Genomic DNA, 18,095 nt, shown 5'->3' with positions numbered 1-18,095 from the left:
GGCGCAGCGCCGGACGTATAGGGACGGGGATCAGACCCTGACCGGATGACCCATGAAAACGGCTATCCTGGGCCGCTGTACGGGCGGGCCTGTCCCCATACCCCTGCCATAAATCCCTTGACCTTCCCCCCAAATTCCTATCTTTGCGCTTCCGAGCATTTGTTTCTCAGCATGACGTATCGTCAACGTAAAGCCCTCCGTATTGTCGGCTGGGTTTTCTTAGGTCTTTTTGTTGTAGCTGGCATTGGGGCTGGTTACGCCTACTCCCGGCGTGAAAGCCTGTTGCAAACCGCCCTCGACCGGGCAGTTCGTAAAGCCAAACGCGACTACAATCTCAACGTTCGTATAGGCTCAGCCCGTTTTACAGGTCTGACTTCAATCGCCTTTACCAACATTTCGGTCGTCCCTGAAGAGCGGGATAGTCTGGCCCGCATCGGCACGGTTGCGTTGAGCGTTCGTTTCTGGCCGCTGCTGGCTGGTAAAATCGGGCTCTCGGCTATGACGATGGATAACGGCCTGATTCAGGTTGTCAAACGGGACTCGCTTACCAATATCGACTTCTTGCTACGCCAGAAAAAGCGCGACTCTACCGAGACCCAAACCACGCGCCGGACCGACCTGGCCGACGTTGCCGAGAACCTCATCGACAACCTGCTGTCCAAGATTCCCGATAATCTCAGCGTACGGAATGTTGAGTTTCGGGGTATGGACAATAACGACACCCTTAGCCTGCTGACCCAGACGGCTACGATTCGTGATGAGGTCGTTAACTCTACGCTGCTGCTGAACCGGAACCTGGCCACCTGGCACATCACTGGAACCGCCGACCCCGCCGACCGCGAGTATAACCTGGCGCTGTTTGCCGAAGGTCCCGGAGGTCGGCCGAAACCGCTCGAACTCCCGTACATTCAGAAGAAATACGAGCTCAAACTGCAAACAGACACCGTTCGCTTTGAACTCCGCGACGTTGATCGCGAACGGGGCGAGTTCCGGCTCGAAGGTACGGGCTCGGTCCGGAACCTGCGCATCAACCACCCAGCCATTGCCCGTACGGATGTACTCGTACCGACCGCATCGATGAAAGCCAACGTGTTTGTCGGCGAAAACTACGTGGGCATCGACAGCTCCTCTACCCTGCAGCTGGGGCAGGTTAGCGCCCGCCCGTTTGTCAAATACACGCTCTCGCCCAGCAAAATTTATGAACTGCAGCTGCATACCGATGCGATGGATGCGCAGGCCGTGTTCAACTCGTTTCCGCAGGGACTATTCGAGTCGCTGGAGGGTATGCAGGTGACGGGCAAGCTAAAATACGACCTGGCCTTTCAGCTCGATACCTCCCTCCCCGACTCCGTTAAGTTCAACTCGGGCTTAACTCCGCAGGGATTCCGTATTCTGAAAATGGGCCGAACCGATTTTGCGGCCATCAACCAGCCGTTTGTCTATACACCTTACGAACAGGGGAAGCCGATGCGCCCCATAACTGTCGGGCCAGAAAATCCGGATTATACCCCCCTGAACCAGATCGCCCCCGACCTGCGAAACGCGCTCCTCACTTCAGAAGATTATAACTTCTTTACCCACAAAGGCTTTAACGAAAAGGCGTTTCGGGTATCGATCGCGACCAACTTCAAAGAAAAGTCGTTCAAGCGCGGTGCCAGTACGGTTTCCATGCAGCTGGTCAAGAACGCGTTCCTGAGCCGGAACAAGACCCTTTCCCGCAAAGTCGAGGAAATACTGATTGTGTGGCTGATCGAGAACGAGCGCCTGATTCCGAAAGACCGCATGTATGAGGTGTATCTGAACATCATCGAATGGGGTCGCAACATCTATGGTATCGGCGAGGCAGCCCGTTACTATTTCGGTAAATCACCGGCCCAACTGGATCTGGGCGAGAGTATCTTTCTGGCGTTCGTAGTCCCCCGCCCCAAACGGGCGCTGGACTGGTTCCTGCCCGATGGATCGCTTCAGGTGCGCAACGTGCGTGGGTATTTCCGGATCATCGGCCGACTCATGGCCAAGCGGGGGCTGACCGAGCCCGATTCAGGCGCTTATGGCTTCTACGGTGTCCGGCTGCGCGAAGGACTGCGCCGTCAGATTGCACCCGTAGACAGTCTTTACCAGCCCGACAGCCTCATGACCGATCCGATGGAGGGCGAAGTAGAAGAGAGCGAAGGAATCGATGATTTCCTCCGGCGTATCTTCCGGGGTCGGCGCGAAGACGAACGCCGGAACGAATCGCCCCCCGCAACGGTACAGCCCGATGCAGCAACGGGTGAGGTAGCTCCGGCCGATACGGTAAAAACACGTCGGCAGCTGCGCCAGGAACGTCGGGAACGCAAACGACGGGAACGGGAACAACGGGCGCTGGAAGAAGGCGTTAATTAACGCGGGGACGGTTGGTTCCCGGTTAGAGCCAACTCAACAATAGCCGCCACTGTCTGGGCAAAGGCATCCAGCGAACTGGGCTTGATGATAAACTGGTTGGCCCCTTTGGCCAGGCAGAAGTTGCGATCGTCGTCGGCCGATGAGGTAGTCATGACGATCAGCGGAACCTGACTAAACCCATCAATGGTCCGTATCTGCTGCAGAAGGTCCCGACCCGAAATCCGGGGCAGGTTCAGATCCATGACAATGACGTCGGGGCGTTTGGTGCTCGTCTGTAGGTGCGACTCCACCCGATCGCCATCCATGATCACCTCCAGCTGACAGATGACCCGGTTCGAATGTAAGGCGTACTGGAATAACTCCACGTCGTCCTGATCATCTTCGATCAGTAAAATGTGCACTGTTTTGCTCACGAAATCGCTGAGTTTTTTACTGCTACATCAATAAAAAACCAGAATTTATACCTTCTGTTTAAGAAATATTAAACAGAATAGCCAATGAGCCGATCAGCTGCCCCTCGTGTACAGACCGAAATTTTAATGAATCAGGTCAGGATTCGAGTAAATCGGGCCGGCGGGCTCGGGTACGTTCCAGCGCCTGTTCATGCCTCCATTCGTCAATTTTGGCTTCGTGGCCGCTCAAAAGGATAGCCGGAACGCGGTGCCCTTCAAACTCGGCCGGACGCGTATACACCGGCGGAGCCAGCAGATTATCCTGGAACGAGTCGGTCAGGGCCGAGGTCTCATCGTTGAGCACGCCGGGCAACAGCCGGATAATGGCATCGGCGAGTACGCAGGCCGCCAGCTCGCCACCGCTCAGCACGTAGTCGCCAATGCTGATCTCTTTCGTTACGAACAGCTCACGCACCCGCTCGTCGACCCCCTTGTAGTGGCCGCAGAGAATGATCAGGTTCCGGCGTAGCGACAGCGAGTTGGTCGTCTGCTGGTTAAGCCGTTCGCCGTCGGGCGTCATATAAATAACTTCATCATACGTCCGGTCGGCCTGTAGCGCGCGGATACAGCGGGCAATGGGCTCGATCTGCATCACCATGCCCGCGCCCCCACCAAACGCATAATCGTCGACGCGCCGGTGTTTATCGGCGGTATAATCCCGCAGATCGTGCACCACCACCTCCACGTACCCGCCCGTCTGCGCCCGTTGCAGGATCGAGTGGGCAAAGAAACTGTCCAGCAGCCGAGGCAGGCAGGTAATAATATCAATCCTCATCGGTATCGTCGTCATCAGCCTCGGGTTTGGCGTCGGCTTTATCTTCTTCCATGTAGATATCGAGCAGACCAGCGGGCAACACCACATTCAACTTGCGAGCCTCCCGGTTTACGGTGCGAACGATGTCGCTGTTGATCGGGATCAGGACCTCTTTACCCTGATAATCCATAGCGATCAGATCCTGGGCATTCATGGCATACACGCCCTGTACAATCCCTAGTTCACCCGCTTCAGCATCGACCACCTGATAGCCAACGATCTCATGGAAATAAAACCGGGTTTCATCGGTTATGGGCTCCAGCTCGTCTAACGGCAGATACGCTCCGCAGTTGATCAGCCGTTCAGCCTGCTCGATGGTGTCCACGTCTTCAAAGGCCACAATAGCGCGGCTGCCCTTCACGATGGCAATCGATTCGATGAAATATGGAATCAACTCCCCCTTCACTTCCAGCAGCACCGTTTCCAGGTCAGCGTATTCGGCGGGGTTGTCGACATCCAGGTACAGGACCAGCTCACCACTGACGCCGTGCGTTTTGGTGATGTGGCCCAACTGATAACAATCGTCTTTAGTCATGATAGAACGCGGCTCAGCACCGCCACTGAGCGGCTTACCGGCCGCATTATGTACAGAAAGAGCCTGCTCGGTGTAGAGCAGGCTCTTTACTAACTATTTCTTACGAAAATCTATTCCGCAGCGGGAGTTTCTTCCGGAGCAGCCGCTTCTGTAGCCGGAGCTTCAGCGGTTACTTCTTCGGTCGTATCGGCAGCCGGAGCTTCTTCAGCTACTGGCTCTTCTACTTTGTTTTTCTTCGCGATAGCCTCGGCGCGGGCTTCGTTCACCTTACGCTCAGCTTCCAGACGAGCAGCACGAGCCTGCTCTTTGGTTTGCGTCTTGGTGTCAGCAGCACCGGCTTTCCGGTTCTCTTTGTCTTCTTTCCAGGTCGAGAATTTCTCGTCGGCCTGATCCTGGCTGATGGCGCCTTTGTTGACGCCTACCTGCAGGTGTTTCTTGTACATGATGCCTTCGTGCGACAATACCGAACGAGCGGTATCCGTCGGCTGAGCACCTACCATAAGCCAGTAAACGGCCCGTTCCGACTTCAGTACGACCGTCGAAGGGTCGGTGTTGGGGTTGTACGAACCGATTTTCTCGATAAACCGGCCATCGCGGGGCGAAGTAGATTCAGCCACTACGATGTCGTACATCGCCATCTTTTTGCGTCCACGACGCGCTAAACGAATTTTAACAGCCATTTGTGCTTGTAAGTTTTGATGGGAGGACGAACCCCCCGCGTAAAACGTGGCCGCAAAGGTACGAAATTATAGCCACTATCCTCCCTGCTGGCCATAAATAATAAACAATCGGGCTCACCCATCATGCCTGTTGCGGAGGGGTGAGCCCGATGAACTCGTTAAAAATCCCAATCAACCCAGACCGATAAGCCGGGTTCTGTCTCCGGACGGGCCGGATGCTTATCATTTATCTGGGATGCCGGTCACCCGACACCTCGTTCGACCTACCCGCGCTGGTGTTGGCCCTTTCGGGCCGCTGGCGACGAGCAGCCGCACGTCCAGCGCATATTTGGTCTTTCAGCCCCTAAGGTTTATCCTGCCCCGTCGGTCGCCCGCCGGGCGGTGGGCTCTTACTCCACCATTTCACCCTTACCTTTCGGCGGTATATTTTCTGTGACACTGGCTGTCGAACGGCCGTTCCCAGCCGTCCGCCTTCCCGTTAGGAAGTAGGGTGCTCTGTGCTGCCCGGACTTTCCTCGCCCGATCTCCCGGACGCGATAAGCTGGCCTGAATTGGTTGGGGACAGCAAAGGTACGGATTTTGTCAGCGATCGCGCCTACAGGCCGTCTACTTTGACGTCCAGACGACCCTGGGCGTGGACCACCGCCAGTAAGGCTGTCGGTGTCAGATAGACCTGATCGGGTCGTATTTCATCGATTCGGCCGTTGATAACCACTCCTTTGGCGAGCTGGTTGTTCCGGAGCTGCTGCTGTAGTTGCTTTTGTATATCGGCAATGTACGACCCGACCGGAAAGGTGAGCTGTTTCTCGAGCGTCCGCGCGAAGGTACCCTGCAATAACCAGCTGGCCGACCGTTGCAGTATATTCCGGGTGTCCAGATCGTACTTGAGGTCGCGGAGCGAAATCGTCTGCGTCTGGGCGTCGTAATACGGGCGGCCCCGCAGATAAATATCGCCCGTGATGGTACCGGTCAGCCCGGCTTTGATGATCAGGCTCTCGTTCTGCCCGTAAAGATCGATGTTCGTTACGGTAATGGCGTAGCGGTCATCACTGAACCGAAACGTTTTTCCGACAAACTCCTCTGTAGCGATCCGGGCGGCTTCGGGGTAGATTACTTCACTCAGCAGGCCTATCTTAAAATCATCGTTGACCTGGGCAACGACGTTTAGATCGGGCAGGACCACGGCGGGTCGAACGTCGGGCCGGGCACCGGTGGTGGTGAGGGTAAACCCTTCGATACCGATCGTGGACCGAATGACCCGCTCTTCGAACCGCAACGGTGTGATCAGGATCCGTTTAGGTACCACCTGAATATAGGTTCGGTATTTTTCCGACACCAGATACGGCTCTCTCAGCGTGTTCCAGGCGCGAAGAACCGGGGTCTTCAAGTCCACATTCCGTCTAACCTGCTGATCGATCGCTTTGGTTATGCTGCCCAGATTTTTATCGATCATGCGTCCCACAAAGCTGGTAATCGGGATGTTGACGCCGATTACGCTAACGGTCGGCCGACGAACCCAGCCGTACCCATCGGCGGTAGTCTGGGTGTGAACCGACCAGTCACGCTCCAGATCGAAGCGGGTTTTGAACCGCAGATCGATGTCAAACTCGGTTTCTTTATAGGTCGTAAAACCCAGCACCGATACGCCTGCCTTCACCCAGATTTTTAGGGGAACGGTAAAGTGGAATAAACTATCGGCAGCCGACACGAGGATAGTGCCCCGTTTCCAGACTTTCGCCATGAACTGGTCGTTGCCGTTGTCGGTCAGACTGTTGTCCTCGTAGATCAGGCCGTTTACCTGGCTGTTGATCTGCCGTTCCACGTCGTTCAGCGCTATCGAGACCGGCACATGAACGGTAGACAAAAAGCGTTCGTTACGAACTTCCATTTCGGTAGTGGTGTAGGCTTCTTTGGGCGCCTTCGGGTTCAGTCGGTTGGTGGTGGGGGGCTGACAACCGACGAGCAAACTGATCCAGCAAAGAAAAACGAAACTACTTAATCGTAACCTTGGTGGCTCCATAGCCAAACTTCTGTTTCTGGGCATCTTCAAAAAAACGAACGTTGGGATGCTGCCCCAGCCGCCGGTGAATTTCTGTCTTCAGGGCACCGCTACCGACTCCGTGGATGAATGTGATGTCGTTCATACCACTGGCGATTGCGTTTTCCAGGTTTTTCTCAAAATGGTGGAGCTGCACTGTGAGCAGGTCACTCGGCGTCCGGTTGCCGGGCCCGTTAGGCAATAGCGCTTCGACATGTAGGTCTACTACCGACGATGGCTTTTCAACAGACAGCGCTCCCAGGTCGGTTTTAGCCTTCAGCATTTCGGCTTTCAGCTCGTCTGGCCGGATGGTAGTGGGGCGAGCCGATGGCCGCTGGGGTACAGCACCCGCGGGCTGGGGGCGGGTTCCAGCCGGCGCCGGTGCGGTCGATTCGGCCTCGGCATCGAGCTGGGTCTGGAAACCGGGTTGGCTCAGGACAGGCACCGTAACCTTGTTTTTGAAGAACGTGCTGGCCCGGGCCTTGAACCGCTTCACCAGCGGAGGCCGCAATGACGACTTGCCCGCCCGAAACCACAAGCCCTGCACCACGAAGGTCGGCCAGTTCTCGAAGGTGGCGTGGGTATAGAGGTCGTTCATTTTCTGCTGCGACTTCGGCTTCAGCAATCCGCTGTGAACCCCCCGAAACTGAACGCCACCGGCGGGGGCGGCCGACTCTTCGCCCAGCGCATACGCAAATTCCCAATCCGTGTTATTGATCAGATGCAGGGTATACTCCCGATCGTTTACCGGCAAAAAAGCCAGGTAGATGCCCTGATTGGACAGTATGGCCAATGACGACGCAGACGCGGCTGGCTTCTGGGGCGCATAGGTATTGGTTTTCAGCAACCGCTCAGCCTCCAGGGGCGATACAGGCACTATTTCAGACCGCATGACCGGAATCCGGAACCCGTCCTCGATTTCAATTTCAATCATGTCGCCAGGCAGAAAGCGCGACACGACGCCCTGTTCTTTAGCCCGCAGTAAACGGACTTTATCACCGATATTCATAGTCTTACTAATAAAAGATTAGGCGGCTGTTTAGGCTCCGACTGGGCAAGGCGAAACGGCTACCAACAGCAAAAGCTCGCCAGAAAACGCCCGACTGTACACGTTTCTAGCCTTACTTCGGCCGGACAACCCGTTTCGGATTCCGCCCGTACCTATGTAACAAGTTTTTCCTGGCTTTGTCAGTCGAACGGTTCTAAAACGACTTTCGTTTTCAAAAGTACAACGATTAGCTTTGTCCGTTTCACTCTCGCCTTATCCGTATGCCTGCCGTAATTAACGAAAAACTTGAACTGGCCCACCAGTTTGTTCTACATACCAACCGGAATGTTTTTCTGACGGGAAAGGCCGGAACGGGCAAGACTACCTTTCTGCACCAGATCAGGCAGCTGAGCGCCAAGCGTCTGGCGGTTGTTGCGCCAACGGGAGTGGCGGCCATTAACGCCGGTGGTGTCACCATCCACTCGCTTTTCCAACTCCCCTTCGGTCCACTGGCGCCGGGAGTGGTGCAGCGCGAAGGTCGTCATTTCAACCGGGATAAAATCAGACTGGTTCGTACGCTGGACCTGCTCGTGATTGATGAGATCAGTATGGTTCGGGCCGATGTGCTCGATGGCATCGATGAGGTTCTCCGGCGCTACCGGGGCAATAGCGCTCCCTTTGGTGGGGTACAGCTGCTGATGATCGGCGATATGCAGCAACTACCTCCGGTTATCAAAGATGAAGAATGGGCACTGCTCCGGCCTCACTACGATACAGGCTATTTTTTTGGTAGCCACGCCCTGCGGCAGACCCCGTATGTCTCGATCGAACTGTCACATATCTACCGCCAGTCCGATGCACGGTTTATCAGCCTGCTGAACGGCATTCGCGAAAAAACTATCACCCGGGAGCAGCTTGCCGACCTCAATCAGCGGTACGTGCCCGACTTCAACCCCGACGATAACGAAGGGTACATTACCCTGTCTACACATAACCATACGGCGCTGGCCATCAACAACCAGAAGCTGCAGGCCCTTAAACCCAAATTATACCGGTTCGAAGCCACCGTAACCGGCGACTTCCCGGCCCACGCCTACCCGACCGAAGCGAGTCTTGAACTCAAAAAAGGGGCGCAGGTCATGTTCATCAAGAACGATATCTCGCGGGATAAACTGTACTATAACGGCAAGATCGGGCGCATTACCGACATTGACGAAGACGGCATTACGGTACTGAGCGAGGGCGAAGCCATTCCGGTTGGCATGGCCACCTGGGAGAATATCCGCTACTCGCTCGATGCGGAAACCAAAGAAATCAAAGGTGAAATAATTGGTACGTTTGCCCAGTATCCGCTCCGGCTGGCGTGGGCCATAACGATTCATAAAAGCCAGGGACTTACCTTCGAAAAAGCCATCATCGATGCCTCTTCGGCCTTTGCACACGGGCAGGTTTATGTAGCCCTCAGCCGCTGCAAGACGCTGGATGGGCTCGTTCTGCGAACTCCGATTCCATCGCATAGTATCAAAACCGAGCAGACCCTTGAGGACTTCCACGAACAGGTGCAGCTCCAAACGCCCAACGAACAGCACCTGCACGAAGCTAAACGAATCAATCAGGAATGGCTGATTGCCGAACTCTTCTCGTTCGAGCAGGCGCATTCGCTCGTGTACCGCTGCCGGCGGGTAGCCAATGAACATGCCGGCAGTCTGGATGGCGAAGTCGGCCCTCTGCTGAGCCAGCTTGCCGACAGCCTGATCGAAAAAGCTCGGGATGTGTCTCGCCGGTTTGTGGCCCAGCTGCCGACCTACTTCGGGTCAGAGCAGCTCCCCGAAGCCAACGAAGCCCTGCAGGAACGGATCCGGAAAGCGGGGGCCTATTTTCAGACCCTACTGGCCGACGACCTCCTGCCGCTGCTGCAACGCTGCCCCACCGACTGCGATAATAAGCAGGTTCGCGAGGCACTGCTGGAGGCCCTCGATGAACTGGAGAAAGAGCTGTTCAGCAAACTCCGATCGTTCGAGAGCGTTCGTACGGGTTTCGACGCGTTGGCGTACCTGCAGGCCCGCAACCGGGCTGAACTGGATTTCAAACCGGCCCGCAAACAGATCGAGACCGCCAGCAGTGACGATACGCCGAAAGGTGGTTTATATGGCGCGTTGATGAAGTGGCGCAACGACCTGGCCGGCGAATACAATACATCGGCCTATATGGTTCTCCCCCAGAAAACGATTGTTGAGCTGGCCCGGCTACGCCCCAAAACAACTGCAGAGCTCCTGGCGATAAAAGGTTTCGGCAAAACGAAAGTAAAACAGATTGGAGCCGATCTGCTGGCCCTTATTCAGACCTATACGGAGCAGCCCCGCAAAGCACCGGCTAAAGTAAAAAAAGCGAAAGAACCCAAGCCACCGAAAGAGGTAAAAACACCATCGGCCACGGTGACGCTGATGCTGTTTCAGGCGGGCAAATCCGTACAGGACATTGCGACCGAACGTAACCTGGCGACAACCACGATAGAAAGCCACCTGGCCGAATGCATCCGAACCGGCGACTTATCGGTCGAAGCCGTTCTGCCCCCTGACCGGCTGGTCCTGATTCAGTCGTATCTGGAAAACAACCCCTCACAAACGCTCAGCGAATCGAGAACGGGCCTGGGCGACAGCGTTACCTACAGCGAAATCCGGTTTGTTTATAATGCCATGCGCGTTGCCCAGGGCACTGTAGACGATTAAACCAACATCCGGTTGTCCGTACTCGGGTGCTGCCGGATGTAAACGATGTTGACGAAGCGATTAGTAGCCGCCGTAAAACTTCCGCAGGCCCCACTCGATCGAGGCCAGGGTGAGGATCACGAAGAAGAGCCAGCGCCAGTTGATGATCTCGTTCATCTCTTCGGTACTGGTTAGCCGGGCCTGGCGCGGCCGATCGACCAGATTTTTCACCAGGTCATCGAGCCTGGCTGGGCTGTAGAACTGCCCGCCGGTTTGCTGGGATAGCTGCCGAAGCAGTCCGTGATCGGCCGTGGTGTTAACAGCCTCGAGTTGCAGGTCGCGCACCACAAACTGCCCCGATGACTGCTCGGTCCGGTTGTTCACGTTCACACTGGCTCTGAACCGATAGGCGCCATCGGGCAGGCGGCTTATCTCGAAGCGGCTGTTGGCAGCCGTTGGGGTGTAGGTGAATGACCGCGTAATTCCTTTCTCATCGCTGATCTCGAGCCGCACGGGCCGGTCATACACGCGCTCGAAAATATCGTTGTACAACTCCGTTTCGAAAATAACTTTCTCCCCCGCAATAAATTCGTTTCGGATGGGGTACACCCGCAGCTTACGCCGGTCTTCTTTCACCGAAATGAGTTGTATTATCTTCTGTATCAGTTCATCGACTACCTCCTGCTTATCCGTCAGGGCGTACTCTTCCAGCCGCCACTGCCATAGGCCTTCCCCGGCCAGGACGGCGGTTTTCCGCGGGCTTGTAACGTTTAGCGCCAGGAGTGGCTTGGTAGTTCGGACACTGCCTACCTGCTGGTACAACACCACTTCACTACCAGGCTGCAGCCGGAAGTCGCCATACGGGGCCAGCATAGGCGGTAGTTTACTAAGCAGTTCGAGCCGGGCAGGATCAAAGTTCAGTTGCTTGAAATCTGCGTTGAATACGCCCAGCACCTTATCGCTCTGATTGGGAGCGCCGGCAATCTGCATAACCGGGTTCGACGTGTTGAAGGGGCCCAGCGACGACTGGTTACCCAGCACAAACAGAACGGGTGTGTTTTTGGCCAGATACTTTTGGGCGAGCGCATTGCCAACGCCCCCATTGTCGGGAATCTGGTGCAGGATAACCAGATCATAAACTTTATCCGCCGGTGGAGTCGGATCCGTAGAGCCCGTCAGGATACGAATATCCAGTTCGTAGTTCTGGTTTTTCTCCAGAATGCTGCGCAGAGCCTTGATGTCGGGATGGGGAGTCAGGGCGAGCAGCAGCACCTTCTCTTTGCCGTCGATCACATCGATATAGACATCCTGGCGGTTGTTGCGCGTACTGAATTCGCCGGGCTGGGGCAGCACATCAACGACATAATGCTGCACGCCCTTCTGCGTAGCGGTAGTTTGGAAAGTAAGTTGATTGAAGGTCTCTGCCTGATTGAACGAAACGGACTGCCGGGCTAGTTCCTTCCCATTCTGCCGGAGTACAACGGTGCCGCTTCGGCCCTGAAATCCACTGCTAACGATCTCGGCCTGAATGGGAAACTGATTACCCAGGTACGCGATCCGGTTGGCTACGATGCCTTTTAGCTGAATATCACGTTTGGCGGTTGTATCACCAAGCCCGATGGTCTGTACGGCAAACGGATACTGCCCAAACGTTGGGGAGACGCCCTGGTTGAAAATGCCGTCAGAGACCAGAATGACGTCGGTGAGGTTTCGGCCTTCGTAGTCAGACCGGATGCCGGACAGGAGGCCCGACAAATCGGTAGTGCGCTGTGAGAACGCAATTTGTGTCAGGTCCAGCTCGCCCGACGGCGTATTGCTGATCGTATCGCCCAGTCGGCGTACGGCCACCTCCAGCCCCCGTTCGGTGAGCCCGTTCCGGAGTTGCTGAAGTTTTTCGAGCGACTGGCTGAGCGCTGGCCGACCGGCAGCGGCTACCGACTCGGAATTATCGATGGCCAGCACGACGGTTGGTTTTTCGGTCAGCGTGCGCAGGCTTCTGATGAGCGGGTTGAGCAGGAGAAAGCAAAGCAGGCTCACCACCACAAACCGCAGCGCTGCCAGCCCATACGTCATTCGTTTGTCGAAGCCTCCTATCGTTCCTCCGTTTCCGGCCAGGCGCGGTAACGGCTGATACATGGCCAATGCGTACACTGCCCCCACGAGCAGACAAACCAGAATCCACCAGGGAGACGACTGAAAAATGACGTTCATTCTTGCGCAATAAGTTAAGAGCGACAGGTCATGAGCGATAGCTATGTCTCATACCCTATCGCTCATGATCACTTGCTAGGTAAGCATACCCCCGTCTACCTGCAACACCTGTCCGGTGATGTAGCGAGACAGGTCAGAAGCCAGAAAAACGGCACAGTCGGCTACCTCGTCGGGCTGACCACCCCGTTTCATCGGGATCTGCTGCTTCCATTCGTCAATGGCTTTTTCATTGATTTCGCCGGTCATTTCTGTCTCGATGAACCCGGGGGCAATGGCGTTGGAGCGAATGTTCCGCGAACCAAGCTCCAGCGCGACCGACTTCGTAAAGCCAATAATGCCCGCCTTGGAGGCTGCGTAGTTGGCCTGACCCGCGTTTCCCCGAATACCCACTACCGATGTCAGGTTGATGATAGACCCGGCTCGGGCTTTCATCATAGGCTTCGTGGCGGCTTTTGTGAGGTTGAAGACCGACTTTAAGTTAACGTTAATAACGGTGTCCCATTGTTCTTCCGACATCCGCATCAGCAGTCCGTCTTTGGTAATACCTGCGTTGTTCACCAGCACGTCAAGTTTGCCAAAGTCAGCAATCACCTGCGTAACCAGATCGTCGGCGGCCTGGTAGTTCGACGCGTCGGACCGGTACCCTTTTACCTGTCCGCCAAAAGACCGGAGTTCATCTTCCAGGGCCTGTCCTTTTTCAACGCTCGACAAATAGGTGAAGGCTACGGCTGCACCTTCCTGAGCAAATTTTTGAGCCATGGCCCGCCCGATCCCACGTGAGGCACCGGTAATCAGCACTACTTTTCCTGTTAACAAGTCCATTCTGTGTAATATAAAATAAGCCATGTATACAACCAGCGTAACAGTATCGAACAGGCCCGAAGGCCTTATCCACCTACATTACCCTACTGCCCCGCGGTCATTATGCCTGGCTCATTGTTAAGTGGCCAAAAATAGGAGTTTGGCAGCAAACGACAAGGTTGATAGCAGTTTGGTTTCCCCATAAGCCTGCGTTACTTTGTCAGAAATTAAAACGGACTATGTTGTATCGGATATTACTTGCGCTCGGTCTGACCAGCTCGGCCGCCCTGGCGCAAAAGATTCACGCCCACAATGATTATGCCCAACCTCGTCCGTTTGTGACTGCCTACGAACAACGGGCTGATTTCATCGAAGCCGACGTATGGTTGCAGAATGGCGAGCTGGTGGTAGCACATGACAAGCCACAGACGGCCGCTCCTACGCTCGACTCGCTGTACCTGGCTCCTATCGCACGACTTTTCGCTCAGTATAAAGACAAAGTAAGTCCCGATCGGACGTATACCTTTGCGCTGGTGATCGATGTGAAAGACAATTACGCCGAGGTGCTGCCCAAACTGATTGCCCGTCTGCAACAGAATCTGACCTGCTTCAACCGGGCCGCCAATCCCTACGCCGTCCAGGTTGTCATCAGCGGCAACCGCCCTAAACTCGACACCTACCTCGACTATCCCCTGCTTATTCAGTTCGACGGACGGCCCAGCGAAGTGCACGACCAGGAAACGCTGCAACGGGTAGCCATGATCAGCGATAATTTTCGGGCTTACTCACGATGGGATGGGGTCAGCGACCTGTCTGACCTCGACCGCGAGAAGCTTAAGCGGGTTATCAAACGCGCTCATAATGACAACAAGCCCATCCGGTTCTGGGCCATTCCCGACAACCCTTCAGCCTGGAAACAGCTGAAAAAGTTAGGCGTAGATATCATCAATACCGACAAAGTTGCCGAGGCCTCCCGCGAGCTGAAGTAAGCATAAAGACACAAAAAAAGCCGGGCGTTTCCGTCCGGCTTTTTTTATATAGGCATTGATCGTTTACTCGACAACGGCCTCTGGCTTCTTCACCGTAATGGTCAGGGTTTCGCCTTCGCCCGGGTAGTCGGCCTGGATTACATCGCCTTCTTTGAGTTCACCCTTCAGGATTTCCTCGGCAACGGGGTCTTCGAGGTAACGCTGAATGGCGCGGCTCAGCGGACGGGCACCGTATTGTGGGTCATACCCTTTCTCCGACAGGAAGTCTTTCGCTTTTTCGGTCAGCTCTACGGTATAACCCAGATTGGTTACCCGGCCCAGCAGTTTGCCCAGCATCAGATCGATGATCTTGTGAATGTCTTCGCGCTGGAGCGAATTAAACACGATCACATCGTCCAGACGGTTCAGGAACTCCGGCGAGAACGCTTTGCGAAGGGCGCTCTGAATAGTGCTCTTCATCAGCTCGTCCTGGCTTTCGCTCGAACGCTTGGTAGCAAACCCGATACCGGCTCCGAAATCTTTCAGGTCACGCACCCCAATGTTCGAGGTCATGATGATGATCGTGTTCCGGAAATCGACCCGGCGACCCAGACCGTCGGTCAGGATACCATCGTCCAGCACCTGCAGCAGGATATTGAACACATCCGGGTGGGCTTTCTCGATCTCGTCAAGCAACACGACACTGTACGGCTTCCGGCGAATCTTCTCGGTCAGCTGACCGCCTTCTTCATAGCCTACGTAGCCCGGAGGGGCGCCGACCAGCCGGCTTACGCTGAACTTCTCCATGTACTCCGACATATCGATCCGCACCAGCGCATCGTCTTTGTCGAAGAGATAGGTAGCCAGTACTTTCGCCAGTTCGGTTTTACCAACCCCGGTCGGGCCGAGGAAGATGAACGAACCGATTGGTTTCTTCGGATCTTTCAGACCGACACGCGTCCGTTGAATGGCTTTCACCAGTTTGTCGATAGCCGACTGCTGACCGATCACCCGACCTTTCAGCTCTTCGCCCATGTTCACCAGTTTCTTGCCTTCGTCGTTCGACACGCTCGTGACCGGAATACCCGTCATCATGGCGACTACCTCGGCAACGTTTTCTTCGTTAACCGTGTACCGGCGCTTCTTGGTATCTTCTTCCCAAGCCTGCTTGGCACGATCGAGCTGATCGATCAGTCGCTTTTCCTTGTCGCGGAGCTGAGCAGCTTCTTCGTACTTCTGGCTTTTAACGACCTGGTTCTTTTCTTTCTTAATGTTCTCGATTTGCTCTTCCAGTTTCAGAATATCTTCCGGAACTGTAATGTTCGAGATGTGAACCCGGGCGCCCACTTCGTCGAGGACGTCGATCGCTTTATCGGGCAGGAACCGGTCCGAGATATACCGCTCCGACAGCTTCACGGCAGCCTCGATGGCTTCCTTGGTGTAGTTGACGTGGTGGTGATCTTCGTACTTGTCCTTGATGTTGTTGAGAATCTCGATGGTTTCATCGATGGAGGTAGCATCGACCATTACCATCTGGAAACGACGGGCTAGCGCACCATCTTTCTCAATGTACTGGCGGTATTCGTCGAGCGTCGTAGCACCGATGCATTGGATATCGCCCCGGGCCAGCGCTGGCTTGAACATGTTCGATGCGTCGAGCGAACCCGATGCGCCACCGGCACCAACGATTGTGTGCAGCTCATCGATGAACAGAATCACCTCGGGCGACTTTTCAAGCTCGTTCATAACGGCTTTCATCCGTTCTTCGAACTGGCCGCGGTATTTGGTACCCGCTACCAGCGATGCCAGATCAAGCGTTACTACACGCTTGCCGAACAGGACCCGCGATACTTTCTTCTGCACGATACGCAGGGCCAGTCCTTCGGCAATAGCTGTTTTACCAACGCCTGGTTCACCAATCAGAATCGGGTTGTTTTTCTTACGGCGGCTCAGAATCTGAGCAACACGCTCGATTTCTTTTTCACGACCAACAATTGGATCAAGTTTGCCGACTTCAGCGAGTTTGGTCAGGTCACGGCCAAAGTTGTCAAGAACCGGCGTCCGCGATTTTTCGGAGCCTTTGTCTTTACCCTGGCCAGTACCGCTGCCACCACCGCCGAACATCCCCCGATCATTGTCATCATCATCGGTTTCGGGGCCCATCACCGGACGGCTTCCCGAAGATTGATATTCCAGCATCTCCTTAATGACTTCGTAATTGACATTAAACTTATTGAGAATCTGCGTAGCGACGTTATCCTCGTCGCGCAGAATCGACAGCAGCAGGTGCTCGGTACCGATGAGCGGGCTCTTGAAGATTTTGGCTTCCAGATACGTGATTTTCAGCGTCTTCTCCGACTGACGGGTCAGCGGAATGTTAGCCAGATTTTTCACATTGTTGGTAGCCGTTCCCTTGGTTGCCTGCTCAATAGTAACCCGGAGTTCATCGAGTGATACGCCGAATTTCTTCAGCAACCCGATCGCCACACCTTCACCTTCACGAATCATACCCAGCAGCAGATGCTCCGTGCCGATGTAGTCGTGGCCTAGGCGCAAGGCTTCTTCTCGGCTCAGCGAGATAACTTCCTTGACGCGGTTTGAGAATTTTGCTTCCATTCGATTTAGGGGGTCTCCTTAGGTAAGCGTAATATAGGCTTAACGAAGAGTTTTAAGGATTTGTTCGCCTGCCGACGGTAAAGAGCGGATCGAGTCAGGGTAAGAAAATCAGCGTGGAGAACGACAGAATAAACGACTGTCTATGGTTTCGTTCTTTACCGGTTCAAGTACTCGCTCGCAGCTGGTCCCTGGCAAAACAACAGGTCTATAATGCTAAGGTTTGGTACAAAATCAACGCCAAAATTCTGCGTATAGGGTGTTGGTGAGTAAAATACATACGATTCAGCCCCCCCACGCGGATTTACCCTGGACCGGGCGTCAATTAGGCCGGATTCGGGTATTTTTTCATAGCAATCTGTCAGGTTTATGACGGGCTTAGCCCCCAGTAGTTTCAGACAAATTGTCAGCAGTTCAACGTTCAGGTCAAAGAGGAAGGTCCAGTCCCTTCGGTATACCGACACCAGCTCAGGCCAATAGTACTCGAAAAAAGGAGCCTTTCCATAGGCGGCCTGCAGGCATCGTTGATGATGAGCGGACCAGGCCTGATCATTATCAATCCGCAGCTCCCGAATCGGCTGGTGACGAGTTCCCTGTTGAACCGGTACCGTCAGCACATCAACCTTATTCGCCGTCAGGACGTAGCAACGATTTCTGTAACTTTGCTTCTGGTAATGCTCGTGAGCCTCTAAACGCACCCGACCAACCTGCAGCAAACCCGCCATATAATCCAGACAGGGTAAATAGTGCAACTCAATGAGCAATTCGTCGGTAAGCAGCTTAGACTGGTACTTTTCCAATAGTATCAACTGTAACTGTTCACAAGTAAAGCAAAAAATCAATATCACCTATTGGTTTTAGCATTTTTTAATTTTTCGGATAAAACGTCGGTTGCGCCCGCT

At 54.7% G+C, this 18,095-nt stretch carries 13 protein-coding genes and 1 other RNA gene; 3 read left to right on the top strand and 11 right to left on the bottom strand.

All coding sequences use genetic code 11. The features are described 5' to 3' along the window. Window positions 1–171 precede the first annotated feature (171 nt). Window positions 172–2,385, top strand: a complete 2,214-nt coding sequence (locus EQG79_RS11405; protein WP_129601523.1) for a transglycosylase domain-containing protein — start codon at window positions 172–174, stop codon at window positions 2,383–2,385. Here EQG79_RS11405 and EQG79_RS11400 read toward each other — a convergent pair. From EQG79_RS11400 to EQG79_RS11370, 7 genes are all read right to left on the bottom strand, one after another. Beyond that, entirely contained in the window at window positions 2,382–2,798 is a 417-nt protein-coding gene (locus EQG79_RS11400) for a response regulator (protein WP_077923399.1), read from the bottom strand. The genes EQG79_RS11405 and EQG79_RS11400 overlap by 4 nt on opposite strands. A 136-nt stretch (window positions 2,799–2,934) precedes the next feature. Further along, window positions 2,935–3,612, bottom strand: a complete 678-nt coding sequence (gene trmD, locus EQG79_RS11395) for a tRNA (guanosine(37)-N1)-methyltransferase TrmD (protein ID WP_077923400.1) — start codon at window positions 3,610–3,612, stop codon at window positions 2,935–2,937. Beyond that, window positions 3,602–4,186 (bottom strand): ribosome maturation factor RimM, encoded by a 585-nt coding sequence (rimM, locus tag EQG79_RS11390; protein ID WP_077923401.1) that lies wholly within the window; start codon window positions 4,184–4,186, stop codon window positions 3,602–3,604. Before rimM ends, trmD begins: the two co-directional genes overlap by 11 nt. A gap of 110 nt (window positions 4,187–4,296) precedes the next feature. Continuing rightward, on the bottom strand, window positions 4,297–4,866 hold the full coding sequence (locus EQG79_RS11385) for a 30S ribosomal protein S16 (protein ID WP_077923402.1): 570 nt from the start codon (window positions 4,864–4,866) through the stop codon (window positions 4,297–4,299). A 169-nt stretch (window positions 4,867–5,035) separates the two neighbouring features. After that, window positions 5,036–5,419, bottom strand: an RNA gene (gene rnpB / locus EQG79_RS11380) — RNase P RNA component class A. A gap of 42 nt (window positions 5,420–5,461) precedes the next feature. Then, on the bottom strand, window positions 5,462–6,886 hold the full coding sequence (locus tag EQG79_RS11375; RefSeq protein ID WP_240699333.1) for a DUF4403 family protein: 1,425 nt from the start codon (window positions 6,884–6,886) through the stop codon (window positions 5,462–5,464). Next, window positions 6,858–7,913, bottom strand: a complete 1,056-nt coding sequence (locus EQG79_RS11370; RefSeq protein WP_129601521.1) for a Smr/MutS family protein — start codon at window positions 7,911–7,913, stop codon at window positions 6,858–6,860. The genes EQG79_RS11375 and EQG79_RS11370 overlap by 29 nt, the downstream gene beginning before the upstream one ends. A 260-nt stretch (window positions 7,914–8,173) precedes the next feature. Here EQG79_RS11370 and EQG79_RS11365 point away from each other — a divergent pair, with 260 nt between their 5' ends. Further along, the gene (locus EQG79_RS11365) at window positions 8,174–10,621 is read left to right on the top strand and encodes a helix-turn-helix domain-containing protein (RefSeq protein ID WP_129601520.1); all 2,448 of its coding nucleotides are present in this window, start codon (window positions 8,174–8,176) and stop codon (window positions 10,619–10,621) included. A 60-nt stretch (window positions 10,622–10,681) separates the two neighbouring features. Here EQG79_RS11365 and EQG79_RS11360 read toward each other — a convergent pair whose 3' ends face one another. Further along, window positions 10,682–12,811, bottom strand: coding sequence for a VWA domain-containing protein (locus tag EQG79_RS11360; protein ID WP_129601519.1), 2,130 nt, complete (start codon window positions 12,809–12,811; stop codon window positions 10,682–10,684). 75 nt (window positions 12,812–12,886) lie between these two features. Continuing rightward, window positions 12,887–13,633 (bottom strand): 3-oxoacyl-[acyl-carrier-protein] reductase, encoded by a 747-nt coding sequence (gene fabG / locus EQG79_RS11355; protein ID WP_077923407.1) that lies wholly within the window; start codon window positions 13,631–13,633, stop codon window positions 12,887–12,889. A 218-nt stretch (window positions 13,634–13,851) separates the two neighbouring features. Between fabG and EQG79_RS11350 the strand changes: the two genes are divergently transcribed. Next, on the top strand, window positions 13,852–14,601 hold the full coding sequence (locus EQG79_RS11350; protein WP_129601518.1) for a phosphatidylinositol-specific phospholipase C/glycerophosphodiester phosphodiesterase family protein: 750 nt from the start codon (window positions 13,852–13,854) through the stop codon (window positions 14,599–14,601). Between the two features lie 63 nt (window positions 14,602–14,664). Here the strand turns inward: EQG79_RS11350 and EQG79_RS11345 are convergent, their stop codons facing one another. Together EQG79_RS11345 and EQG79_RS11340 are read right to left on the bottom strand one after the other, a co-directional pair. Then, complete coding sequence (locus EQG79_RS11345; protein ID WP_077923409.1) at window positions 14,665–17,196, bottom strand: ATP-dependent Clp protease ATP-binding subunit; 2,532 nt, start codon at window positions 17,194–17,196, stop codon at window positions 14,665–14,667. 155 nt (window positions 17,197–17,351) lie between these two features. Continuing rightward, window positions 17,352–17,993 (bottom strand): WbqC family protein, encoded by a 642-nt coding sequence (locus tag EQG79_RS11340; RefSeq protein ID WP_262708615.1) that lies wholly within the window; start codon window positions 17,991–17,993, stop codon window positions 17,352–17,354. Between the last annotated feature and the right edge of the window lie 102 nt (window positions 17,994–18,095).

Origin of the sequence: Spirosoma sordidisoli (assembly GCF_004138325.1) — a bacterium.
Classification (GTDB): Bacteria; Bacteroidota; Bacteroidia; order Cytophagales; family Spirosomataceae; genus Spirosoma; species Spirosoma sordidisoli.
This window is presented reverse-complemented; position numbering and strand designations above follow the sequence as displayed.